The 22,453-nt window shown below is 38.6% G+C and carries 24 protein-coding genes; 14 read left to right on the forward strand and 10 right to left on the reverse strand.

Translation table 11 applies throughout. From position 1 onward, the window contains the following. Window positions 1-11: 11 nt before the first annotated feature. Complete coding sequence (locus tag GLIP_RS09215; protein ID WP_008844342.1) at window positions 12-791, reverse strand: hypothetical protein; 780 nt, start codon at window positions 789-791, stop codon at window positions 12-14. A 444-nt stretch (window positions 792-1,235) separates the two neighbouring features. Between GLIP_RS09215 and GLIP_RS09220 the strand changes: the two genes are divergently transcribed. Together GLIP_RS09220 and GLIP_RS09225 are read left to right on the forward strand one after the other, a co-directional pair. After that, window positions 1,236-1,631, forward strand: coding sequence for a hypothetical protein (locus tag GLIP_RS09220; RefSeq protein WP_008844343.1), 396 nt, complete (start codon window positions 1,236-1,238; stop codon window positions 1,629-1,631). Window positions 1,632-1,879: 248 nt separating this feature from the next. Further along, window positions 1,880-2,278: a hypothetical protein gene (locus GLIP_RS09225; protein WP_008844344.1), complete on the forward strand. Its 399-nt coding sequence runs from the start codon at window positions 1,880-1,882 to the stop codon at window positions 2,276-2,278. Window positions 2,279-2,328: 50 nt separating this feature from the next. Here GLIP_RS09225 and GLIP_RS09230 read toward each other — a convergent pair whose 3' ends face one another. From GLIP_RS09230 to dapA, 3 genes are read right to left on the reverse strand one after another with little or no spacing between them, the layout of a single operon-like run. After that, window positions 2,329-3,432, reverse strand: a complete 1,104-nt coding sequence (locus GLIP_RS09230; RefSeq protein WP_008844345.1) for a phosphoribosylaminoimidazolesuccinocarboxamide synthase — start codon at window positions 3,430-3,432, stop codon at window positions 2,329-2,331. Between the two features lie 36 nt (window positions 3,433-3,468). Continuing rightward, window positions 3,469-4,575 (reverse strand): outer membrane protein assembly factor BamC, encoded by a 1,107-nt coding sequence (bamC, locus tag GLIP_RS09235; protein ID WP_008844346.1) that lies wholly within the window; start codon window positions 4,573-4,575, stop codon window positions 3,469-3,471. Between the two features lie 29 nt (window positions 4,576-4,604). Continuing rightward, window positions 4,605-5,483, reverse strand: a complete 879-nt coding sequence (dapA, locus tag GLIP_RS09240; RefSeq protein ID WP_008844347.1) for a 4-hydroxy-tetrahydrodipicolinate synthase — start codon at window positions 5,481-5,483, stop codon at window positions 4,605-4,607. 230 nt (window positions 5,484-5,713) lie between these two features. Here dapA and GLIP_RS09245 point away from each other — a divergent pair, with 230 nt between their 5' ends. Further along, entirely contained in the window at window positions 5,714-6,241 is a 528-nt protein-coding gene (locus tag GLIP_RS09245) for a glycine cleavage system protein R (RefSeq protein WP_008844348.1), read from the forward strand. A 52-nt stretch (window positions 6,242-6,293) separates the two neighbouring features. Continuing rightward, the gene (gene bcp, locus GLIP_RS09250) at window positions 6,294-6,761 is read left to right on the forward strand and encodes a thioredoxin-dependent thiol peroxidase (protein WP_008844349.1); all 468 of its coding nucleotides are present in this window, start codon (window positions 6,294-6,296) and stop codon (window positions 6,759-6,761) included. A 54-nt stretch (window positions 6,762-6,815) separates the two neighbouring features. On the opposite strand, the gene GLIP_RS09255 is transcribed toward bcp, so the two are convergent. Continuing rightward, window positions 6,816-7,895 carry an AI-2E family transporter gene (locus tag GLIP_RS09255; RefSeq protein ID WP_008844350.1) on the reverse strand — a complete coding sequence of 360 codons (1,080 nt, stop codon included), beginning with the start codon at window positions 7,893-7,895 and terminating at the stop codon, window positions 6,816-6,818. Window positions 7,896-8,250: 355 nt separating this feature from the next. Between GLIP_RS09255 and bepA the strand changes: the two genes are divergently transcribed. Further along, a complete protein-coding gene (gene bepA / locus GLIP_RS09260) occupies window positions 8,251-9,711 on the forward strand; it encodes a beta-barrel assembly-enhancing protease (RefSeq protein ID WP_040522571.1) in 1,461 nt (486 codons plus the stop codon). Here the strand turns inward: bepA and GLIP_RS09265 are convergent. Then, window positions 9,706-10,182: a TlpA family protein disulfide reductase gene (locus GLIP_RS09265; protein WP_008844352.1), complete on the reverse strand. Its 477-nt coding sequence runs from the start codon at window positions 10,180-10,182 to the stop codon at window positions 9,706-9,708. The two genes, bepA and GLIP_RS09265, sit on opposite strands and share 6 nt — an antisense overlap. A 133-nt stretch (window positions 10,183-10,315) precedes the next feature. Here GLIP_RS09265 and arsC point away from each other — a divergent pair, with 133 nt between their 5' ends. Genes arsC through GLIP_RS09280 form a run of 3 tightly spaced genes read left to right on the forward strand, consistent with a single transcriptional unit; the run spans window position 10,316 to window position 11,690 of the window. Continuing rightward, on the forward strand, window positions 10,316-10,669 hold the full coding sequence (arsC, locus tag GLIP_RS09270) for an arsenate reductase (glutaredoxin) (protein WP_008844353.1): 354 nt from the start codon (window positions 10,316-10,318) through the stop codon (window positions 10,667-10,669). Further along, window positions 10,669-11,259 (forward strand): NAD(P)H:quinone oxidoreductase, encoded by a 591-nt coding sequence (gene wrbA / locus GLIP_RS09275; protein WP_008844354.1) that lies wholly within the window; start codon window positions 10,669-10,671, stop codon window positions 11,257-11,259. The genes arsC and wrbA overlap by 1 nt, the downstream gene beginning before the upstream one ends. Further along, the gene (locus GLIP_RS09280; protein WP_008844355.1) at window positions 11,256-11,690 is read left to right on the forward strand and encodes a DUF2069 domain-containing protein; all 435 of its coding nucleotides are present in this window, start codon (window positions 11,256-11,258) and stop codon (window positions 11,688-11,690) included. The genes wrbA and GLIP_RS09280 overlap by 4 nt, the downstream gene beginning before the upstream one ends. 10 nt (window positions 11,691-11,700) lie before the next feature. On the opposite strand, the gene hda is transcribed toward GLIP_RS09280, so the two are convergent. Beyond that, window positions 11,701-12,423: a DnaA regulatory inactivator Hda gene (hda, locus tag GLIP_RS09285; protein WP_008844356.1), complete on the reverse strand. Its 723-nt coding sequence runs from the start codon at window positions 12,421-12,423 to the stop codon at window positions 11,701-11,703. A 1-nt stretch (window position 12,424) separates the two neighbouring features. After that, window positions 12,425-13,531, reverse strand: a complete 1,107-nt coding sequence (locus tag GLIP_RS09290; protein WP_008844357.1) for a DUF2066 domain-containing protein — start codon at window positions 13,529-13,531, stop codon at window positions 12,425-12,427. 235 nt (window positions 13,532-13,766) lie between these two features. On the opposite strand from GLIP_RS09290, the gene purM reads away from it, so the two are divergent. The 4 genes from purM (at window position 13,767) to fadE (ending at window position 18,789) form a co-directional block, all read left to right on the forward strand. Beyond that, window positions 13,767-14,807, forward strand: coding sequence for a phosphoribosylformylglycinamidine cyclo-ligase (purM, locus tag GLIP_RS09295; protein ID WP_008844358.1), 1,041 nt, complete (start codon window positions 13,767-13,769; stop codon window positions 14,805-14,807). Continuing rightward, window positions 14,808-15,458, forward strand: coding sequence for a phosphoribosylglycinamide formyltransferase (gene purN, locus GLIP_RS09300; protein WP_040522537.1), 651 nt, complete (start codon window positions 14,808-14,810; stop codon window positions 15,456-15,458). Next, window positions 15,418-16,158 carry a DUF3108 domain-containing protein gene (locus GLIP_RS09305; protein WP_226992205.1) on the forward strand — a complete coding sequence of 247 codons (741 nt, stop codon included), beginning with the start codon at window positions 15,418-15,420 and terminating at the stop codon, window positions 16,156-16,158. The genes purN and GLIP_RS09305 overlap by 41 nt, the downstream gene beginning before the upstream one ends. Window positions 16,159-16,326: 168 nt before the next feature. Continuing rightward, on the forward strand, window positions 16,327-18,789 hold the full coding sequence (gene fadE / locus GLIP_RS09310) for an acyl-CoA dehydrogenase FadE (protein ID WP_008844361.1): 2,463 nt from the start codon (window positions 16,327-16,329) through the stop codon (window positions 18,787-18,789). An 86-nt stretch (window positions 18,790-18,875) separates the two neighbouring features. Here fadE and add read toward each other — a convergent pair whose 3' ends face one another. Both add and GLIP_RS09320 read right to left on the reverse strand, forming a co-directional pair. Then, window positions 18,876-19,871, reverse strand: coding sequence for an adenosine deaminase (gene add / locus GLIP_RS09315; RefSeq protein WP_008844362.1), 996 nt, complete (start codon window positions 19,869-19,871; stop codon window positions 18,876-18,878). Between the two features lie 35 nt (window positions 19,872-19,906). Further along, window positions 19,907-20,545, reverse strand: a complete 639-nt coding sequence (locus GLIP_RS09320) for a response regulator transcription factor (protein ID WP_008844363.1) — start codon at window positions 20,543-20,545, stop codon at window positions 19,907-19,909. A 201-nt stretch (window positions 20,546-20,746) separates the two neighbouring features. Between GLIP_RS09320 and cmoA the strand changes: the two genes are divergently transcribed. Both cmoA and cmoB read left to right on the forward strand, forming a co-directional pair. Then, entirely contained in the window at window positions 20,747-21,475 is a 729-nt protein-coding gene (gene cmoA, locus GLIP_RS09325; RefSeq protein WP_008844364.1) for a carboxy-S-adenosyl-L-methionine synthase CmoA, read from the forward strand. Between the two features lies 1 nt (window position 21,476). Continuing rightward, window positions 21,477-22,448, forward strand: a complete 972-nt coding sequence (gene cmoB / locus GLIP_RS09330; protein ID WP_008844365.1) for a tRNA 5-methoxyuridine(34)/uridine 5-oxyacetic acid(34) synthase CmoB — start codon at window positions 21,477-21,479, stop codon at window positions 22,446-22,448. Window positions 22,449-22,453: the final 5 nt, after the last annotated feature.

The following is a 22,453-nucleotide window of genomic DNA, read 5'->3' on the forward strand; positions in this document are numbered from 1 at the left end:
ACTTGTTAGTTTTACTTACAGCCATTGTCTAAAACCAATTTTACTCTGTTGTAAAACCCTTTCACGCCTTTTATATCAGAGATTGAGGCGGTATAAAGCTCACTTAAAACTTCTGAATTTTTATTTTGGCATTTTAAAGCAATATGACCATACGCTAAAAAAAGTCTACTTCTAATATCACTTTCACCTCGGTTTACTTTATAAGTTGTAGCTAAGAGATTTTGAATCAACTCCTCTAACAACGAATAAAGTCCTAACTCAGAATAATATTGTGCGATCGCTTTGTGATAAAGGTAAAAACTACAATCTTCGCAATAACTTTTAACAAGCTGATAATTACTTTCGCTTGGGGTGGTAGTCAATTCGACAACAGCAGCGTACATGGAGCCATTGTTCAAAAGGAGTTGATGAATCGCTTTATGATACTTATCTAGCTCACCAGATTGAAAATATGAAATCGCTAGCTTTGACAAGTATATGTTGTAGTAATTGTGGGACTTGGTGATTTGGGATATATTCTGTTCTAGGTACGTTTTAAAATCTTGATTAGAACCATAAAATTCATATAAATTGGATTTGCTTTCAAATAGTTGAGATACCATTAATGGTGTTGGTTTAGAAAGCTTAATTTGGCTTTCTAAACTTTTAATAATATCAAAAGCAGTTTTTTCTGATTCCAACCATTTTTGTTCAAACTTAGCGGCGACTTCCCAAAATTGGTTGTCGGAAGCTTGAAGTGAGAAAGAAACTAAAATAGTGAAAACTAAAAACATGGGAAATTTTTTACTCACAACTTCCTTGTAAAACTAACAATATTATTAGCTAAAAAAAATTCCTTAAAACCAACAAGGAATATTTCCTGTATTTAACATAGTTCTTTTTTATCATATGTTGTAAGTCCTTGTACAGGTTAAAAATACACTCGGAATTAAATTAAAGCTTTTAATAAAAACTGCATTTTTCCGTAAATTAGCAACTTTACAGACTGAATCCGAGTACTGTATTTAAAATACAGTTAAATAAAACCTTTCTCTTGTATTTTAGAATTAGCTTGTTTGGTTGCGTGTTTGCCAATAATTTACTTATATTAACTGGATGAATCCAGTTCGTACTAGACTTTAGTCGAATATTGACCAAATTGGATTTTCTTTTACTTGTAAATATTTTATCGTGTAAAGCCCATTGAAATAGAGTCACGTTGGTTTGAGTTTACATATGTGGCAAGAAGGATAGTCATGAAAACTCCGCTTGGATCATATGATTTTCGCATTGAGGGCAACATTTTATTTCAAACATTTATTGGCATGTTTAGTGAGAATTCTGCTCGGGCATATTTAAAAGAAGCCCAACAACTCATAAAGAAGTTTGATGGAAACCCATTTTTTATTGTCATTGATATAAGAGAAATGGATGGAGCAACACCTGAAGCTTATGACATGACAGAGCATTATAACCAATGGGTTAATACTCAACATCTTGTCGCAAAAGCCATTATTGTAAAAAATAAAGTGGTAGGTAAAATTGGATCAGAAAGGATGCCCACATTAAAAACTCAAAATTTGCAGTATTTTACTGATATCGATAGCGCCCTCGATTGGTTCGAGAAAAATAAAAACTATAAACAAGCATAATCAAACCTTCCTCCCCACTTACACTTTAGTTTTAAACAATATCATCTATCTATAATTTATATTCTTAATATTCAATTACATAGATTAAAATAAAAGCAAAATTCAAGGACTTTCCGCTCTTATACTTTAGTTCAATTTTTCACTATTAGTGTTTTATTTTGGCGCAAACTGGTTAATATGAAATCAATTGAGAAGCTAATTTACCGTTTTACACAATGTATAAAATTTATTTACGAGGATAGTGAATAATGAATACCCCGCACGGATCTTACACAATTGAAGTTGAACACAATATCGTTCATATGCGATACGTTGGCATGTTTAACGCTGCTACTGCAAGTCTTTATGCTGAAGAAGCAAAGGATAAAATCAGACAGTTACCCTACGATGAGTTTTTTATATTGGGCGACTTACGCAAGTTTTTAGGTGCTACACCTGATGCCTATGCAATCGTTAATAAGTTTAATCACTGGGTAAATACCCAAAACTTACGTGCAAAAGCATTAGTTATTTCGAATCAGGTAGTTGCTGAAATTGCTCGAGAAAGAATAAGTGCTGTTAAACAGCAAAATTTACAGTATTTCAAAGGGACCGAAGAAGCAATTAATTGGTTTTATGAAATAGAAAATAGACAGAAAGTTGGCTAAAGTTTTTTATTAGCGCCCTTAACTTCTAACCAACTAAATGCCCTAACCTACTAGTCGACCAAACCATACTCGTCTTTAAGCACCGCAATAATTTCTTGCTTAGGATTACCGCTAATGTTGAGCGTTTTACCAGTTATTTTTTCAGCAATGTTGACATAGGTCTTAGATAAATCCATAAGCGCTTCTTGCGGCAATAAATTGTGTTTAGCTAAGGAAAATCTTTCCTGCATTCTATCTTTATTAAGCAAAATATCTGGATCTGGGAAATATTCTAGTAACATCTGTCTGAATCCTTCCTTTGAATTTTCCAGTATATTGCCTTCCCTAAATGCAGGACCATCCCATATTCGCGAAGAATCAGGTGTTCCTACTTCATCCATATATATTAATTTGTCTTGCCCAGAACGATCTTTTACGTAACCAAATTCGAATTTAGTATCTACAAATAATTGATCGATTTCAGCCAAAGCGTTAGAGATAACACTAAATCCTTGTGATAAAAGTTTCTCGTATAAATCAACATCGTTTAGTTGTTTAAAATTAAAGCGTTGAAAATGTTCAACTATCGACTGTCTTGAGATGTTCGCGTCATCCGCTTCTTGAACACCAGGAATACCTTTTAAGACACCTTTCGTAGACGGTGTAATTAATAATTCGGGTAACTTACTGTCTTTACTCAGTCCTTCAGGTAATTGAATTCCACAAAAATCCCGATCGCCCTTACTATAAGCTCGCCACATTGATCCTGTTATATACTGTCTACCAATGGCTTCAATTAATACCGGCTTGGCTTTTTGCACTATCCATACAAGTGGATGCGGTACATCTAATATGTGACTATCGGCTAAGTTTTCCTGTTTGAATAAGTCAAACCAATGATTTGAAATTTCGTTTAACGCGGCCCCTTTACCTGGAACGCCATTGAGACCTCCTTCAGCTCGCCAAACACAATCAAAAGCAGAAATTCGGTCACTAATAACCATCACAGCCAAAGGTGTATCTTCAGCTACATCATAGTTATTTTGCTGAATTAACCTTCGACTATCCTGAGACGTTAACCAATAAACTGAACGTACTTTACCGCTATGAACTGGCGAGTCGGTTCGAATTGGCAGGTTATCGTTCACTGCTAAAACCGTATTGGCTAAAGTCATATTTTTAATTCCACTATCTACAAATATTTTCGTTAACTAGATATCTAGATTATCTGTACCCATTGCTTCTTTGAAAGCAGGAAATAATTCAGTCACTTTGTTAACTTCAAATGGCTCACTTTCTTCACTAAGCAGAGTAAAGGATGTTTTCGGACCTTGTTTTCTTACTTGAATTCGATAATCCGTTTTTTCTAAATCAAGTTGATCATCGTTCTTTGTAAATAGGTTGTCCCACCATGAGCTCTCGGCACCACCGTAGTTAACAAATAGTAGTCCTGTAGATTTATCTAAATCTTTTACATTGAAACCAAGTTTCCGCAGCACTAAAAGTAATCTAGGCCAAACGAGATCATATTGACCATCAACCATGTACGCAGGATCACCATTAGGATTAAAGCCCATTTCCATTGCAAAGCCACTGCGAATTTGACGGATACGTTTAACATCTTCTAATCGAACTTGCTTTTCATAATGGCTAATGACTTCGTTTAATATTTCAACTTCATTTCGGCGTGACTGTTCAAAACTGAGATCTGCAATTACATCTTCACCAACCGTTTCCAAATAATCTCGCAATTTAACCTTTAATTTTGCAGTTCGCCCATGAGGTTTAATATCAAGGTTAAATTCAAAACGTCGCCCTATGCTTCTGTCGGTTCTGGTCCAATTAAACCAACTGTTGTTTTGATCTGGTTCAATTATCATCCAATCAGTTACCAGCAAATTCGCTGACTTATCGAAATTAACCACACCAATATCTCTATCATCTAAAAAGCTGATAACAGAATTCCAAATAGCCGTATCTAAAGGTTGGGAATCGTCAATTTGGTCAAACCATACTGTTGCTTCTTTTAAACCTTCTTCCACATGAGAACCAGCAACCAGCGGTAAAACCAATGAAGGTGATGTTACAGTGATCTGATCACCTATTTGATCTTTAGGTGCATTTTCACCAACCTCAGGAATATCGTAATCACTTTGTAAAATAGGGGTATCTAAATCGCTAGGAACTTTATAACGTGGCTGTTCTTTTACGTCGACATAGTCGTAATCCCCATTTGCACGTTGTCTTTCTTCTAAGCTTGTACAGCCTGCTAGACCACCCACAACCAGACATACTGCTAAAATTGCCGATCGAGCCATGCTTGTTTCCTTTATTAAAATATTAACCATTATAAAATGCCTGTTGCACGCATGACTTCTTCGATTTCATTTTTGGTTTGGAGTTCCGGAAGAATTAATGGTAATCGTAAATTAGCACTGTTTATTAATCCCATTTTATATAATGCCCACTTTGGCAGTACTGGATTAGACTCAATGAATAACGCTTGGTGTAATGCGGCCACAGAATCATTAATCTTGTGTGCGTGATCAAATTCCTTGGCAGCAGCGGCTTCACACATTTGCGCAATTTTCGCTGGCACAAGGTTAGCGGTAACAGATATTACGCCATGTCCGCCATGACACAAAAATTCGCAACTGCTTACATCATCCCCACTAAGTAATAAAAAGTCGTCGGGCACTAATGATTGAGTTTGTTTTAATCTTTGGATGTCGCCAGTAGCATCTTTTAAACCAACAATATTTTTGTGTTTTGCCAGTTCAGCCACAGTTTCTGGAAGCATATCTGCGACGGTTCTACCAGGTACGTTATATAGTAATACCGGTAAATCTGTTGCATCTGCAATTGCTTCAAAATGCGCAATCATTCCTTTTTGTTGTGGCTTATTGTAATAAGGCACAACACTTAGAAAACCAGCGATGCCTGTATTAGCAAGTTGTTCACTTAAGAAAATGGCTTCGGCAGTTGAGTTCGCACCACTACCAGCAATGACCGGAATCGCATTTTGGGCATATTCAACGGTCTTCTTTACTACTTCGATATGTTCTTCAAAGGGTAAAGTCGCAGATTCCCCGGTTGTACCAACAGACACCAAACCGTGGCTACCATTTTGAATATGAAACTCTACGAGTTTTTTAAGTCCAACATAATCTATGTCCCCGTTTTGGTCCATCGGGGTCACAAGCGCTACAAAACTACCTTTAAACATGTTTTCTCCACAAAAATGAGCGCCTAATGGTAATGATCAAGCCCCTTAAAAACAAGCACAGAATCAATTAAATAACCAAGGATTAAATTGTTTCCCAGCTAGAATATCAAGCTTGGATTTTTTCATCTTCGATTAGTTCCTTGTAGATAAACTTAAATAGTTGTTTATTAATAGATAAAAAAATCATTTATACTAGCGGCATCGTTTTTAATTCGTGACAAACTAAATTAATGAAACAACAACTCATCGTCACTATTATGGGTGGCAACAACGTGGGTATCTTAAGCGAACTTGCTAATACTGTAAGTGCCTCAGGTTGCAATATTTTGGATAGCCGCCAAGCAATTTATGGTCAAGACTTCTCTTTAACCATGATTCTGGAGGGATCTCAAGCTGAAATTACTAAAGCTGAATTGAAATTACCACAGACTTGCCAAAACCATGATCTACTGTCGATGATGAAGCGTACTAAACGCCATTGTAAACAAAATCTGGAACATCTAATTGATGTAGAAATTAGTGGTGATGATATTCCAGGGGTTATTCATAAAGTATCGACTTTGTTAGCGAAATTTGATGCTGCCATTAGTGCGTTGCGACAAAAAACCTTTACAGATCAAGATAGTCAAAAAGAAAAAATGAAGGTCAAATTTGTCGCTAGTATGCCTCTTGAAGGTGACATGGCTGGGTTAACAATCCAATTTAAACAACTATTAGACAGTCTTCAGTTAGACGGCAAAATTAGTGAAAATCATTAATTCAAAAAAGCGATAACAGTCTTAACATCGAACACTAAACAGGATGTCAAACATGAATCGATTAACAGCAGGCGATAAAGCGCCTAAATTTACCCTTTTAGATCAAAACGACAAACCGGTGTCTTCAACTAGTTTTACTGGCAAAAATATTTTAGTTTATTTTTATCCAAAAGCGATGACGCCAGGTTGTACTGTACAAGCTCAAGGTTTACGCGATGCAAAAGAAGAATTAGACAAACTAAATGTTGTCGTGTTGGGCATTAGCCCCGATGCGCAAAAGCGTTTACCGAAATTTGCTGAAAAAGAACAACTCAACTTTACTTTATTGTCAGATGAAGACCATGCTGTGGCAGATCAGTTTGGTGTGTGGGGGCCGAAAAAATTCATGGGTAAAGAATATGATGGTATTCATCGTATTTCATTTCTAATCGATCCTGAAGGTACAATAATTCACGTTTTTGATAAGTTTAAAACAAAAGATCATCATCTAGTTGTTTTAGATTATTTAAAAAATCAATAAGTTATATTGAATATGTAAATTAAAAAGGGAGCTTATTAGCTCCCTTTTTTACACTTATATCTGCGGATACGTTTCAATTTCTTGGTTAGGTGTGGGTGACCAAGCATTAATCACTGCTTTCACCAGTGTCGCTAATGGAATAGCAAAAAATACGCCCCAAAATCCCCAAAGCCCTCCAAAAAACAGCACCGCAACAATAATATAAATGGGATGCAAACTCACCGCTTCGGAAAATAAAACCGGCACTAAAACATTACCGTCCAACGCCTGAATGACGCCATAAGCTATCATCAAATACCAAAACTCTGGTGTAATTCCCCATTGAAATAATCCCACAATTGCCACCGGAATGGTCACTACAGCAGCACCGATATACGGTATGAGAACCGAAAAACCAACCAGAACACCTAACAGCACTGCATAACGTAAATCCATAAATACGAAGGTAACCGCGGATACCGTTCCCACGATTATAATTTCAATGACTTTTCCACGAATATAGTTTGCGATTTGCAGGTTCATTTCAGAACTAACTTGTTTAATTAAGCGACGTTCATTCGGTAAAATGCGCGATAAGTTGTCAATCAGTACATGTTTATCTTTGAGCATGAAAAACAACATTATGGGTACAAGTATTAAATAAATTAAGATTGCCCCTACGTCAGCCAAAGAGCTAAAAGAAGCTGAAATCAGTGTCTCCCCTACTTCAACAATCTTCTGGTTAATCTCTTGCAGGATATTTTGGATATGATAAATCTGAATAAAGTTTGGGTATAAATCTGGCAAAGTTAATAGCCAATCTTGACCTTTGTTCCAAATTTGCGGTGTTTCCTTTATCAAATTGACACTTTGTTGCGTGATCACCGGTACTAATCCGACAAAAGTTAGAATACTAACTGCGATAAATACCAACATCATAATAGTGGTGGCATAGGCTCGGCTTAACCCTAATCTCATTAATTGCACCACAGGCCAATCCAGCAAATAAGCAATAACCGCCGCCACGATAACGGGCATTAAAATATCTCCCCAAATGGCTAATAAAAGGGAAACACAGATCAATAGCATTAATAACATAAGTGAATCCGGATCGGAAAACTTACGCTTATACCAGCGATCTAACATCTCAAACATGGAATCTCCTGCCTATTTATATTTCAATGTGTTGTAAGTTGAACCAGACTGTCTTTCTGCAGAAACATGGAATTTTTTCTCAGCATAATAATTTACACTATTTTTCGGATTTAATAATGAAAATTACGTGAATACTTTAACCCAATTCCATTCGCGATTTTTAGTTAATCGTAAGCAAAGTGAGAAATTGCTATAATCACACTGAAATACATAATCTAATGATATATTATCTCAATATTTACACAATATTGACGTTTAAAACTGAACTTATTTACGGATACCTGTTTCAAACAGTCGCAGTAACCCATACATATTGAATGGATAGAGAAATTTGAGAGAAGTCAGTTTGAAAAATATGACCCAACGCCTTTTTGCGATTGTCACTTCGGCAGTATTCGCTTTTTCTTCGACCATAGCGACTGCTCAAGTTTCTGATCAGCACCAACGCAATGCCCTTCCAGAAATCGGCGTTGTTGCCTCCGATGCGATCAGTATTGATAAAGAAATACAGATAGGCGATATCTTAATGCGACAGTTGCGTGGGCAAGCCCCCCTGCTTAGCGATCCTCTATTAGAAGAATATCTTCAAGATTTAGGCAACAGATTGGTTGTACAAGCTGATAACGTAAAGTTTCCTTTCAAATTTTTCATGATTAACAATGCAGACATCAATGCATTTGCATTTTTTGGTGGTCACATCGGTGTACATACCGGTTTAATTTTTAATTCAGATAATGAAAGCGAACTGGCTTCTGTACTAGCACACGAAGTTGCTCACGTCACTCAACGCCATATTGCGCGAAAAATACAAGCTCAGCAAAAATCCTCTCCACTGCAACTAGCCTCTATATTTGGAAGTGTTTTATTAGCTATGGCAGACCCTGAAGCTGGAATGGCAGCATTGAGCGCGACTAATGCCGCAGCACAGCAAGCTTCTATAAACTATACTCGTGCCAACGAACGTGAAGCTGATCGAATCGGCATTCAGGTACTTGCACAAAGTGGTTATGATCCAAATGCTGCCGCTACCTTTTTCGGCAAACTAGCGGAAAAATATCGTTTGCGTTCAACACCATTTGCCTATTTGCTAACTCACCCTTTACCTCAATCACGAATTGCCGATGCTCGAAGCAGAGCCAGCTCGTACAATGTTAGGCAAGTCCCTGAAAGATTAAGCTTTCACTTAGCCAAAGCGCGTATTACGGCCCGCTTTTATGGAAATCCAAAAGACAATATTGTTGTTTTTCAAGACATGCTTGATAAACAACATTATGTATTTAAACAATCCGCATTGTATGGTCTTGCTTTGTCTTATTTCGAAAATGAACAGTATGCGCAAGCCCAAAAGATAATTAACCAATTAATCGAAAACGACACAAACAATTTGTTTTATTTAGACTTAGCAGCAGATTTATCGATTGCTCAAAAAGACTATGCGCCTGCCATTGCCATGTTGAGCGAACAAGCTAAACACTCTCCGCATAACAGTGTGATAAGTTTAAACTTGGCTAACATTCTGATCAAAAAAGGAGATATTAAAGAAGCGACTCGAATTCTTAAAGATTTCTTGTTGATCAATCCTAATAATTTATTAGCCCTGCAACTTTTATCAGATGCTTATCTCGAAAGTCGGCAAATGCTGGAAATGCATCAAAGTAAAGCTGAGGTTTACGCCCTAGTTGCCGCCTACCCTAGAGCGATTGACGAGCTTCATACAGCCTATAATTTTGCTGGTGATAGACAACTTGAAAAACAGCGTATACGTGCCAGAATTGATCAAATTCGAGAGCAAATAGATAGAATTAAAACGTTATAACTGACGAAGTTGCCTAATCATATTCTGTAAACTTTCATTATTCTGCTCGCCTTGAAGGTGTTTAATTAATTTTCCATCTGGTCCAATAATAAACGTGGCTGGTAGCGATTTAGGAAACGGAAAAACAGCATTTTTAGGTAATCCAGACATCACACGAAAACCAATCTCATACTTTTGTTGTAAACTTATTAATTCTGAATCAGGTAAGTTATCGAAATTCACTGCCAATAACGATACATCTTGTTGCGTGTTCGCAAAAGTTTCAAATTGATTTAATTCTGGAATTTCCTTCAAACAAGGCGCACACCATTCAGCAAAATAATTAACCACCAAATACTGCCCTTCAAAATCTTGCCATTGGTAACTTTCGCCTTCTACTATGCTGAAGTCACTTTTTAAACTTAGTGAAAGAAAAAAACCACCTGCGGCAGCGACTAGGCCAATTCCAATAAAAACCAATTTTTTGAGCATATTTTCAACAAACCCTTTACTAGTTTACGGCTATCCCGAACTTTTCATCAAACGAACCAATATAAATTTGTTGCCTACGGACAATAAGTTTTAGAATACTGCAATTCTTTAAGCAATGAAAAGTAAACTAACAATGAAAAATCTGACTATTTATCACAATCCTCGCTGTAGCAAGAGTCGTCAAACATTAGAGCTGTTATCGCAAAAAGGATTTCAGCCCGAAGTTGTAGAATATTTAAAGACACCGCTTAACGAATCCGATATTGAGGCGTTGATGTCAAAGCTGAATATTCAAGATCCAAGAAAAATGATGCGTTTAAAAGAAAAAGACTACACTGATAACAATTTGGGCGATGATTCTATCAGTCACGATCAATTAATAACGGCAATGACCAAATACCCCAAATTGATCGAACGACCAATAGTAGTAAATGGAAATCAAGCGAAAATAGGTAGACCACCAGAAGCTGTATTGGATATTTTGTAGTGGGCCCGATACTCGTTTTATATTACAGCTTACACGGCGCCACCCGCAATTTAGCGAATAAAATTGCATTAGGAGCACAAATGCAAGGTGCCGAAGTAATCATTCGAACAGTCCCTAGTATCTCCGATGGGATGGGATTTAAGCAAAGTGATATACCTGAATCAGGCGATCCTTATGTGACTCTTGACGAACTCGCAAATTGCAGTGGTTTAGCACTAGGCAGTCCTACCAGATTTGGCAATATGAGTGCTGCCATGAAATACTTCTGGGATTCAACTTCTGCAATTTGGTTGTCTGCTAATTTAAGTGGAAAACCCGGTTGTGTGTTTAGTTCATCAAGTAGTATGCACGGTGGCCAAGAAAGCACTCTTTTAACTATGATGCTGCCACTGCTTCACCACGGTATGGTCGTTAGTGGTTTGCCTTATTCAGAACCTGAACTGCACTCTACTCAAACTGGTGGTACTCCTTATGGCGTAACCCACGTAAACCTAAATAATCAATCAAGTTTAAGTCAAGATGAGCAAGCTCTATGCATCGCACAAGGTAAACGGCTCGCAATGCTAGCGCAAAAATTAGGACAAAAATGAATATCCCAACACACTTTTATCGAAAACTAACTTTAGTATGTTATTTATTGTTGTTAGTTTGGGTACCGGTTTGGCATTTATTTCTAGCCAACCCAACGGGTCGAAGTCAACAATTTGAAATTATTTTGACCTTAGCTTGGACTATCCCTTTACTCTTACCTTTTATTGGCATTATCAAAGGCAAGCCCTACACCCATGCTTGGGCAAACTTTATCGTCATGTTTTATCTTATCCATGGCTTTACCAGTATCTACGCAGTAGCAGATGAATGGTTTTTCGCATTAATTGAAATAGTGTTAAGCACGGGGATGTTTATAGGCTGTAGTTTTTATGCTCGAAAACGTGGCAAAGAATTAGGTTTAGGGATACCGAAATTGAAAGATGAAATGGCAAAAGAGAAAGCTACATTTGAAAGCCAACTGAAAGAATAACTAAAGGCTTTTATAAGTCTAAAACCTGTTTAATAAACGGAATACTGATACGGCGTTTTTCTTCTACTCCTTTTAGCTGTAACTCATCGAGTGCGGCTACCAAACTATGCATATCACGCTTTGCGTGGCTGATTAAGAATTGCAGCGATTCATTAGAGATACTAATGCCTCGCTGCTTGGCTTTAATATGCAATGCCTTTAACGCATCTTCATCATTTAAAGTACTTAGACTAAAGCTAATCCCCCAGGCTAAACGAGATACCAAATCGGCCAGCGCAAACTGCACCTGCTTAGGACCGCGATCACAACTAATAACTAATTTACACAATTGAGTTTCGTGAATGCGATTAATCAAATCAAATAAAGCTCTTTGCCACTCTGGGCTATTTTGTATGTACTGGAGATTATCAATACACAGCAACTGTATATTTTCCATGCCTTCTAAAATGGTGTGTGGGTAACTGAGCGCTTGATCTAAGGCTAAATAAAAATGTGAGATATTCTGTTGCGCCGCCTCATGTGATAAAGCAACCAACAAATGACTTTTACCCGTCGCAGTAGCACCCGAAATATACGTTAGAAAAGGCAAATCAGAGGCGTCACCTTGAGTCAGCAACAATCGACAATGTTGATAAACTAATGAATTGCTGCCCACAACTAATGATTCAAAGGTTTGTTCGTCAGGTAAATCAACGTCTAAAGATATTTGTTTTGGAAATCGCCCACCTACCAAGTTAAGGTCTCCAAACGTAGGGTTTATCTTGTACAGGCTGCCCGTAATCGTCTAGCGATCGTTGCAATCTGTCTTCGAGTCTAAACGCCTCTTCTAAATTTTCTTCAGCACCAAATAACTCCAACTCAAAGGTTGCTAAACTACCTTGTTGCTCAACAAGCGCAACGTCTACAACCACTGATAGTTTGGTTAAAAAGTTGAGTACCTCAACATACGCCGTAAGGGATGAAATATTTCCAATAACCACTTTCGTTTTGTTGTTCTCATTGTCGCTTATCGCTTCTATTGCATATTTATCAGCCAATACATCTGTGAACATATCAACCGCATTTTTAATCGCAATTTCAGGGGTTTCTCCAGAACTTTCGCCTGAGTCAAACACGCCTTTGCGAGTGATCATCCACTCCACAACCCAAACATCGAGTTGTTGAGGTGTATTTTGAGACTCATTTTGCTGTTCATTTTGGTTACTAAAAGGCTGTTCATCGCGATAATACAAACGACCTGACATCACATATTCAGTCGCGTAGCGTTCACTCGCTAACACTAAATTTTGTGTATAACTTGACCAAACATCGTAAACACTAACTTGCTGTATATCGGTTAAATCCATAATTGGAAAAGCAATATCCACACCACGAGCGGCGGCTGCTTTTTTGGCTGCTAAAATCACTTCAGCATGAGTACTATCCGAAACTAGTTCACGTCTATTGGTGCCCTGTTCTTCCATGGCTAGCCATATAAGCGTTTGTGGGCGGTGTTTACCCCAAATCGAAAAACCAGTAGAACGCAGTAAGCTTTCTACTTTATTAGTATCGAATTCTGCTTTATACAATAATCCGTCGGGGGTAGATTCAAATGCGTATGAAAGTAAAATGTTTTCAGCGCGATTCAAATAAGTTTTAACCTCATCATCTGCTAATAATGCGCGATTACCACTGACTTTTACAAGCACTTCAGCGAGCGCTTGTTTCACCGCTTTTTTTTGTGCATTAGCGGATTGATCCGTCACTATTACAGACGCATTATATAAGCCCTCAACAACTGCGGCACTTGCCCCATTAGAATGAACCAACAATAACAAAACAATGAAAAGCAAAGATCGCATTGGGAATAAACACTCTTATTGAATTAAAGCGGTATTGTCATAGATCTAAATATAAATTTCATCAATTGTTTAGTACAGTTTGTAATCCCATGACATGATTGGATGAATTTCAATCAATTCCATGCACTGCTCTATATCACTATTTTTTATTCAACTCTGAAAATACCTAGATTTTCAGTACCCTTTCCCGCGCCATACTGATAAAATCCGCAAAAATTTTTTACTGAGGAATATTGTGAGCGATTCTAACCCATCTCTGAGTTATAAAGACGCGGGCGTCGATATTGATGCAGGAAATCAACTGGTAGAACGAATCAAGTCAGTGACCAAGAAAACACACCGTCCAGAAGTGAAAGGTGGTTTAGGCGGCTTCGGTGCGCTTTGTTCCATTCCTCAAAAGTATCGCTCTCCACTATTAGTTTCTGGCACAGATGGTGTAGGCACTAAGCTTAGGCTTGCAATGGATCTTAAACAACATTTTGGAATTGGTATCGATCTAGTTGCAATGTGTGTAAATGATTTGATTGTGCAAGGTGCTGAGCCCTTGTTCTTCTTAGATTACTACGCCACAGGCAAACTTGATGTTGATACTGCTACAGAAGTGGTCAGTGGTATTGGTGCCGGTTGTGAACTATCTGGCTGTGCACTAATAGGTGGCGAAACTGCTGAAATGCCAGGTATGTATCATGGCAATGATTATGATGTTGCAGGGTTTTGTGTCGGTGTAGTAGAAGCCGATGACGTGATTGATGGTAGTAAGGTTGCACCTGGTGATGCGATTATTGCGCTCGCTTCTTCAGGTCCGCATTCAAATGGTTATTCATTAATTCGAAAAGTGTTGGAAGTCAGTGGTACTGATCCACAAACACCATTTCAAAGCAGCACGATTGCTGAGCACCTACTAGAACCTACTCGAATTTATGTAAAATCCGTATTGTCTTTATTGGAACAACATACAGTTCACGCTATTTCGCACATAACCGGTGGTGGGTTTTGGGAAAATATCCCACGAGTCCTGCCTAAAAATGCAAAAGCAGTTGTTGATCGCAGTAGTTGGAAAAGACCGGCTATTTTTGATTGGTTGCAAGAAAAAGGAAACATCACAGATCACGAAATGTTCCGAACTTTTAACTGTGGCGTCGGTCTGATGATTGTATTACCACAAGCAGAAGCGAAAGCTGCCGTGAGTCATCTAAACTCACTAGGCGAAAATGCTTGGATTTTGGGAGAGATTGCGAGTTGTGATGAACAACAAGAACAAGTTGAGATTGTGTAGTTGAGTAGTTCATCAAAATCAATAGTTGTACTTGTATCTGGTAACGGCTCTAACTTGCAGGCAATCATTGATTATTTCAGTGATAAAACGGAATTGGCAAGAGTAACAGCGGTTATTTCAAATGAACCGGGTGTTTTTGCATTGCAACGGGCAAAAAATGCTGGCATTGACGCCCTTTGCGTTAACCATCGAGATTTTGAAAACCGCGATGATTATGACCAAGCATTAAAAGCTGAAATAGAGCGATATTCGCCCGACTTGGTAGTACTTGCAGGCTTTATGCGTATTTTAACTGAGCAATTTGTCAGTAGCTTTAGCGGTAAAATGGTGAATGTTCACCCATCATTATTACCCAAATATAAAGGCTTAAATACGCATCAAAAAGCCATTGATGCCAAAGATGAAGAACACGGCGCATCGGTGCATTTCGTGACGCCCGAATTGGATGGTGGCCCAGTTATCATTCAGTCAAAAGTACCCGTTTTTGAGCATGATACAGCAGCTGAGTTAGCCGAAAGAGTTCAGCAACAAGAAAGAAATATTTATCCACTTGTTGTAGACTGGTTTTGTAAGCAGCGATTAATGATGATCAACAATAAGGCAGTATTAGATGGACAGGAACTTCCCCAAAACGGCTATGCAACTGACTAAACAATTTTTAGCAGGCGTAATATTAGTTTGTCTCAATTTGGGCGTTACCTTACATGCTGCTGAATTGAATCAGTTTGATGCGCAATATACAGCATTTCGTTTCGGTAAGGATTTAGGCACTGCATCCTTACAACTAGAATCCCTCGGACGACAGCGCTATAGACTTTCCTATGAGTCTAAAGTATCCATGTTCTTTTTATCAGACAAACGTAGTGAAGTTAGTTTGTTTAGTGTCGAAGATGGTCAAATTATACCTTTCAAATATAGCTATGAACGTACCGGATTTGGCTCTGATAAAAGCTTGGTAGCGCAATTTGATCGTCAAAAAAACACTGTGCTTATAGATAATCAAACAACGTTACCATGGAATAATGAATTTGATAATCAGCTTTATCGGTTAGATATTCAATTACAGCTGGCACAAGGCAAAAAGGAATTACACTACAATTTAATCAATAACCGCGGTGAAGTTCGACGTTACGAACTAGAAGTTGTAGCCAAAGAACAACTCTCCCTTCCCTATGGCATGTTAGAGGGAGTAAAAGTGAAAATAATCCGCGCCAACTCCACACGTGAAACCTACGCATGGTTCGCACCGTCATTAAACTACCAGCTCGTTAGATTAAAACAATTCAAAGATGGTGAAGAACAAGGTGACATTCAGTTATCTGCTTATTCGTCTACACCAGTAAATCCGTAACCTCTATCAGAACCTCCAAATTAATTACGCTGAATTCTGCCGTTTTAAGCTTGAATTCAGCTGTAATACAGCCATGCTTATAATTAGATATAACACGAATGCATTTGATTTCAGACAAAAATCAGATTATTTTTAGTATATGGTCGGACCTCTAAAAAAGGCGTTAAAATGAATATTTTATTGTGGTTAGTCACCGTAATTGGTGTAGTTGGAGCAGTGAGTTTTCTGCGTTTAAAGTTACTCAATGCCACTATTGTTGTGGGCTTAGTATTGTTACTTGCCACTACATTCGGTTATGTTGGTTTTTTTACTTGGCTACTATTTTTAGCCATCGCAATTCCATTGAATATGGATTCAATAAGAAAACAATACCTGTCGCAACCGTTACTTGATATGTACCGTAAAATCATGCCGGAAATGTCTACCACTGAAAAAGAAGCAATTGATGCTGGAACAGTATGGTGGGACGGTGAAATATTCAGTGGTAATCCAAATTGGCAAAAGCTTCATGCTATCCCTAAAGCTGGATTAACTGCTGAAGAACAAGCTTTTTTAGACGGTCCTGTTGAAGAAGCTTGCCGCATGGCAGACGACTGGGAAATTCATCATACTCGTGCCGATCTACCTCCAGAATTATGGCAATTTTTGAAAGATAATAAGTTTTTCGCCATGATCATCAAAAAGAAATACGGTGGGTTAGAGTTTTCTGCTTATGCTCAATCCAGAGTGCTGCAAAAGTTATCGGGTAGCAACGCTGTTCTAGCCACCACGGTTGGCGTACCAAACTCTCTTGGTCCCGGTGAGTTGCTACAACATTACGGCACCACAGAACAACAAGATCATTATTTACCTCGATTAGCTACTGGCGAAGAGATTCCGTGTTTTGCACTAACCGGTCGTGAAGCGGGTTCTGATGCTGGAGCCATTCCTGACTTAGGTGTCGTTTGTAAAGGTGAGTGGGAAGGTAAAGAAGTTATCGGTATGAAACTTACCTTCGACAAGCGATATATAACGTTAGCCCCTGTGGCCACTGTGATTGGTCTGGCGTTTAAAATGACTGATCCCGAAGGGCTGTTGGGCGATGAGCCTGATCTGGGTATAACCTGCGCATTAATCCCACGTGATACCAAAGGCTTGGAAATTGGTAATCGTCATTTTCCGCTTAATGTTCCATTCCAAAATGGCCCATTAAAAGGCGAAGATATTTTTGTGCCATTAGATTACATCATCGGTGGAGCAAAAATGGCTGGTCAAGGCTGGCGCATGCTAGTTGAATGTTTGTCAGTTGGACGCTGCATTACCCTACCCTCCACAGCCGCAGGCGGCGCTAAAACAATTGCATTAGCTACCGGTGCCTACGCTCGAATTCGTCGTCAATTCAAAATACCTGTGGGTAAAATGGAAGGTATTGAAGAAATGTTAGGTCGTATCGGCTCCAACGCCTACATGATGGATGCGGTAACGGCTCTATCTACAAAAGGAGTCGATTTAGGTGAAAAGCCTTCAGTTATTTCGGCAATCTGTAAATACCATTTAACTGAAAAAATTCGTTCAGTGGTAAATGACTCTATGGATGTACATGGTGGAAAAGGCATTATGCTTGGTCCCAATAATTATTTGGGTAGAGCATATCAAGGAACGCCTATTTCAATCACTGTCGAAGGCGCTAATATCCTCACTCGCAACATGATGATTTATGGTCAAGGTGCCATCCGCTGTCATCCATTTGTGTTGAAAGAAATGTACGCTGCTGGCAACGAAGACGATAGACAAGCTTTGGAAGAGTTCGACCAAGCCGTATTTGGGCATATTGGTTTTGCCATGAGCAACTTTTTTAGAAGCTGGTGGTATTCACTGACCTGCGCATTTACTGCAGACTCTCCTTTTGACGATGAAACTAGCAAATATTACAAGGCTATGAAACGTTATAGTGCAAATATGGCCTTATTGTCTGATGTTGCAATGGGCGTATTAGGCGGTGAATTAAAACGTAAAGAAAGGTTATCAGCGCGTTTAGGAGATATTTTAAGTTATCTCTACTTAGGTTCTGCGATCCTTAAAAAATACGACGATCAAGGTCGCCAAAAAAGCGACTTAATATTGGTACACCGCGCTATGCAAGAAAACTTGTTTGCGTTGGAAACAGCCATTGATGAACTATTACGGAATTTCCCAAACCAAGCATTAGGTTACTTTTTACGAGTGATAATCATGCCGTTTGGCAAGACATTTTCACAACCTTCCGACGAATTAGATCATCGCATAGCCACGTTATTACAAACCCCTGGAGAAGCACGCGATCGCTTAGGCGAAGGCCAATATACTGGTCGCGATGAGGGTAATCCAATGGGTAAATTGGAACAAGTTTTGGATGACATTCTAGCGGCAGAACCATTGTATGAAAAAGTATGTAAAGCTGCAGAACAGCGATACCCATTTACCGATTTAGATAAAGTCGGACAAAAAGGCGTTGAGCTAGGAGTACTAAACCAAGAAGAAGCGGATTTAATGGCAAAAGCTGAACAAGGTAGATTGGATACAATCAACGTTGACGATTTCAATCCGGAAGAACTTATGGCAGACAAATCTTTAAGTAAGCCAAAACGTAAATCTCGTACAAAAGCAGCTTAAACCTAAAGTTCCCATTATTAAATCAAAAGGCCCCTAGTTTTAAGGGGCCTTTTATTATGCTGTGACAAGTTTTACGTTTTAATAAATTAACTAACTTTGTTTAAAAGCACCTGTTTTTCTTGTTCACTTAAAAATGCAGCCTTAACGCCATTCAGTTGAATTTGATTTAACTGTTTTTGTGAAATTCCTAGTACTTCACTAGCAACCTTATATTCGTGAGCAATATCAATATTCGACACCGCAGGATCATCAGTATTTAATGTAACCATTATGCCGTGTTGTAAAAACGTAGCCATAGGATGCGTTTTCAGGTCCTTTACAGTTGCGGTTTGATAGTTGGAAGTTGGGCAAGATTCAATTGCGATATTGTTATCTGCCATATACGCCATTAACGTTTCATCCTGACAAGCAGCTACACTGTGTCCAATTCGTGTAGCGCCAAGTTTATTAATTGCGTTCCAGACACTTTGCGGTCCATCAGCTTCCCCAGCGTGCACTGTAACTTGCCAATCAGCATCGCGTGCTTTGCTAAAATGTTCCACAAATAATTCAGCTGGGTAACCTAGCTCATCTCCTGCTAAATCCAATGCCACAATATCTTTTTTATGAGCCAATAACGCTTCTAATTCCAACATGCTGGTGGGTGCGCCAAAAGTGCGGCTTAAGATACCGATAAGATTTACTTTTACGCCAAAATCTTTTTCCCCAGCTTTGACGCCATCAACAACAGCAGCGATTAATTCAACCATGTTTAAATTGTGATTCATTGCCATATAGTAAGGTGAAAAACGCAGCTCAACATAGTCTAGTCGGCTATTTTTAGCATCTCGCATATTCTCATAAGCAACTGTATAACAAGCGTCGTAATCCGCTAATACAGATACGCCTACATCTAACTTTGCCAAGAAAGCCAATAAATCACTGGTTTTATCGTGAATTTGAGTGAGCTGTTCAACTTCTAATAGATTTTTTGCGGATAATTCAATTTGATGCTTTTGCGCAAGCTCCCAGATTGTATGAGGCTGGATATTTCCATCTAAATGACGGTGTAAATCTACTAAAGGGAGCGAATAGTCTATCATTAATTGACCTTGAAATTTTTTGTTGAAATAAAAGTTTAAATATTGGTTTGTAACTTTTCAACTAACAACACTGCTTGGGTGCGCGTATTCACTTTTAACTTCTTAAATATCGCACTTGTGTGCGCCTTAACAGTAGCCTCAGTAACAGACATATCGTATGCAATTTGTTTATTTAACTTGCCTTCTTGCAGATAATTTAGAACTAGGAATTGTTTAGGCGTTAACTCACTGACCATCGCAGCAATTTCCTGTTGTTCATCCGAAATGTTATCAATTTGATTTTTCAATTCTTCCGGAACCCAAGTGCCTCCGTTTAACACCGTATCAATTGCCTCCGAAATGGACGCTACTGCTGCAGATTTAGAAACGTACCCTTTCGCCCCGTAAGCTAACGCTTGCGAGATAATTTTGGGATGATCACTGGCAGAGATAACAATCACAGGAATATGAGGATAGTCGCCGCATACCCGTATTACTCCGTAAAAGTTTTCACAGCCAGGCATACTCAAATCAAGTAGAATAATGTCTAGATGGCCTGAACGCTCGATAGATTCGATCGTTGATTCCAGTCCATCTGATTCCGTAAACTCAACTGCTTCGTACAAAGGGGATAAAGCACCTTTCAAAGCTTCTCTGAATAACGGATGGTCATCCGCTATTAGAAATTTAGGCATGTAAATTCCTTTTATTTTCGAGAATATATAATGTATTAAAAATCAGAATTAGACTTTAGTCTAAATTACCTCAAGTTTAAACTAGGATTTTGAATATACAACAATATATCAGCATAAGCGCTTCATTTGCTAACCTCTATCGCCACAGGTAGAATTGCGCCAATTTTCTAGTTAATCGTGTGTGTGAGTGAATAAGAAACGATGAATCAAAAAGACGCCATATATTCGCAACCAAAAACGAAAGTTAACGACTTTTGTTTTGACGAGGCTGTAGCACAAGTTTTTCCTGATATGATTCAGCGTTCAGTTCCTGGTTACAGCACGATAATCGATAACATTGGATTAATCGCCCAGCGATATGCGCAAACAAATACCAATCTATACGATTTAGGCTGCTCTTTAGGCGCAGCAAGTTTAGCAATGCGCCGAAGCGTCAAACAACAAAACTGTCAAATAATCGCTGTAGATAACTCACAGGCAATGGTAGAAAAATGCCAGTTGCACTTAAATGCATTCAAATCAGATATTCCGGTGAACGTAATTTGTGACGATATCTTGGATACTAAAATTGAAAATGCATCCGTTGTTGTACTTAATTTCACCATGCAGTTTATTCCACCTGCCCACCGAGCATCTTTAATCAAAAAAATTTATGACGGTATGAAACCTGGTGGCGTGTTAATTTTATCGGAAAAGATTCGACATGAAAACGAACTAGCGAATGAACTGGTTATTGATTTACATCATGAATTCAAGCGTAACAATGGTTATAGCGAATTAGAAATCAGTCAGAAACGCTCTGCGATTGAAAATGTGATGTTGATTGATTCTGTGCAAGAGCATCAAACTAGGCTGGCCAAAACAGGTTTCAAAAACTTCGTGATGTGGTTTTGTTGTTTCAATTTCACATCTATGCTGGTAACAAAGTAATATGACAAGTCCTTGGTTTAAACAATTCTATAGTTTAATAGCCCAAACCCAATTAAGTTCGTGGTTGGAAGTACTGCCCGCACAAATCGCTGAATGGGAAAAAAAGCAACTCCACGGTGATTATGCTAAATGGCAAAAGCTGTTAACAAAATTGCCGTCAACTCATGTCCAGCAAGTTGAGCTTAAAAACGCAGTAAAGTTGGGCGTCTCAGAAGATATTGATGAATACACTACGCGTCAGATTACGGGCTTACTTAAACAATTTAAACCTTGGCGAAAAGGTCCGTTTTATATCCACGACATATGTATTGATACAGAATGGCGCTCTGATTGGAAGTGGGACCGTGTTTTACCCCATTTAGAACCACTCAAAGGTAGAACCGTTTTAGATATCGGGTGCGGCAGTGGTTATCATATGTGGAGAATGCTGGGTGAAGAAGCTCAATTTGTTGTAGGCGTCGACCCAACACAATTGTTCTTAATGCAATTTCAGGCTATTAAGCATTTTCATCCCAACCCAAACATTCATTTACTCCCAATTGGCGTTGAGCAATTACCAGATCTAAAAGCATTCGATACGGTATTTTCTATGGGTGTTTTATATCACAGACGCAGCCCAATTGATTTTCTTCACCAATTAAAAAATCAACTAAGGCCTGGCGGACAATTAGTATTAGAAACCTTAGTAGTTGAAGGCGATGAACATACGGTATTAATGGCCGGAGAGCGCTATGCACAAATGCGTAACGTGTGGTTTTTACCAAGTACCGACGCGTTAGTTATTTGGATGCAACGTGTCGGCTTTAAGCAGGTTAAGGTTGTTGATGTTGGTGCAACAACACTGCAAGAACAAAGAAAAACGCAGTGGATGGATAGTCAATCCTTGGCTAACTTTTTGGACCCTAACGATATTAGCAAAACGATAGAAGGCTACCCTGCCCCAGTTCGCGCAGTTCTTACGGCAACGGTTTGATACTC

Origin of the sequence: Aliiglaciecola lipolytica E3 (assembly GCF_000314975.1) — a bacterium.
In the GTDB taxonomy this organism is placed as follows: Bacteria; Pseudomonadota; Gammaproteobacteria; order Enterobacterales; family Alteromonadaceae; genus Aliiglaciecola; species Aliiglaciecola lipolytica.

What these genes read in the sequence shown, in the direction of transcription:
- GLIP_RS09280 (WP_008844355.1), top strand. Translation starts at nt 11,256, where the DNA reads ATGAATATCCCAACACACTTTTATCGAAAACTAACTTTAGTATGTTAT.
- GLIP_RS09255 (WP_008844350.1), bottom strand. Translation starts at nt 7,895, where the DNA reads ATGTTTGAGATGTTAGATCGCTGGTATAAGCGTAAGTTTTCCGATCCG.
- cmoA (WP_008844364.1), top strand. Translation starts at nt 20,747, where the DNA reads ATGAATCAAAAAGACGCCATATATTCGCAACCAAAAACGAAAGTTAAC.
- GLIP_RS09265 (WP_008844352.1), bottom strand. Translation starts at nt 10,182, where the DNA reads ATGCTCAAAAAATTGGTTTTTATTGGAATTGGCCTAGTCGCTGCCGCA.
- arsC (WP_008844353.1), top strand. Translation starts at nt 10,316, where the DNA reads ATGAAAAATCTGACTATTTATCACAATCCTCGCTGTAGCAAGAGTCGT.
- GLIP_RS09320 (WP_008844363.1), bottom strand. Translation starts at nt 20,545, where the DNA reads ATGCCTAAATTTCTAATAGCGGATGACCATCCGTTATTCAGAGAAGCT.
- bepA (WP_040522571.1), top strand. Translation starts at nt 8,251, where the DNA reads ATGACCCAACGCCTTTTTGCGATTGTCACTTCGGCAGTATTCGCTTTT.
- GLIP_RS09245 (WP_008844348.1), top strand. Translation starts at nt 5,714, where the DNA reads ATGAAACAACAACTCATCGTCACTATTATGGGTGGCAACAACGTGGGT.
- GLIP_RS09230 (WP_008844345.1), bottom strand. Translation starts at nt 3,432, where the DNA reads ATGACTTTAGCCAATACGGTTTTAGCAGTGAACGATAACCTGCCAATT.
- GLIP_RS09290 (WP_008844357.1), bottom strand. Translation starts at nt 13,531, where the DNA reads ATGCGATCTTTGCTTTTCATTGTTTTGTTATTGTTGGTTCATTCTAAT.
- bcp (WP_008844349.1), top strand. Translation starts at nt 6,294, where the DNA reads ATGAATCGATTAACAGCAGGCGATAAAGCGCCTAAATTTACCCTTTTA.
- cmoB (WP_008844365.1), top strand. Translation starts at nt 21,477, where the DNA reads ATGACAAGTCCTTGGTTTAAACAATTCTATAGTTTAATAGCCCAAACC.
- dapA (WP_008844347.1), bottom strand. Translation starts at nt 5,483, where the DNA reads ATGTTTAAAGGTAGTTTTGTAGCGCTTGTGACCCCGATGGACCAAAAC.
- fadE (WP_008844361.1), top strand. Translation starts at nt 16,327, where the DNA reads ATGAATATTTTATTGTGGTTAGTCACCGTAATTGGTGTAGTTGGAGCA.
- add (WP_008844362.1), bottom strand. Translation starts at nt 19,871, where the DNA reads ATGATAGACTATTCGCTCCCTTTAGTAGATTTACACCGTCATTTAGAT.
- GLIP_RS09305 (WP_226992205.1), top strand. Translation starts at nt 15,418, where the DNA reads ATGGACAGGAACTTCCCCAAAACGGCTATGCAACTGACTAAACAATTT.
- GLIP_RS09220 (WP_008844343.1), top strand. Translation starts at nt 1,236, where the DNA reads ATGAAAACTCCGCTTGGATCATATGATTTTCGCATTGAGGGCAACATT.
- GLIP_RS09225 (WP_008844344.1), top strand. Translation starts at nt 1,880, where the DNA reads ATGAATACCCCGCACGGATCTTACACAATTGAAGTTGAACACAATATC.
- bamC (WP_008844346.1), bottom strand. Translation starts at nt 4,575, where the DNA reads ATGGCTCGATCGGCAATTTTAGCAGTATGTCTGGTTGTGGGTGGTCTA.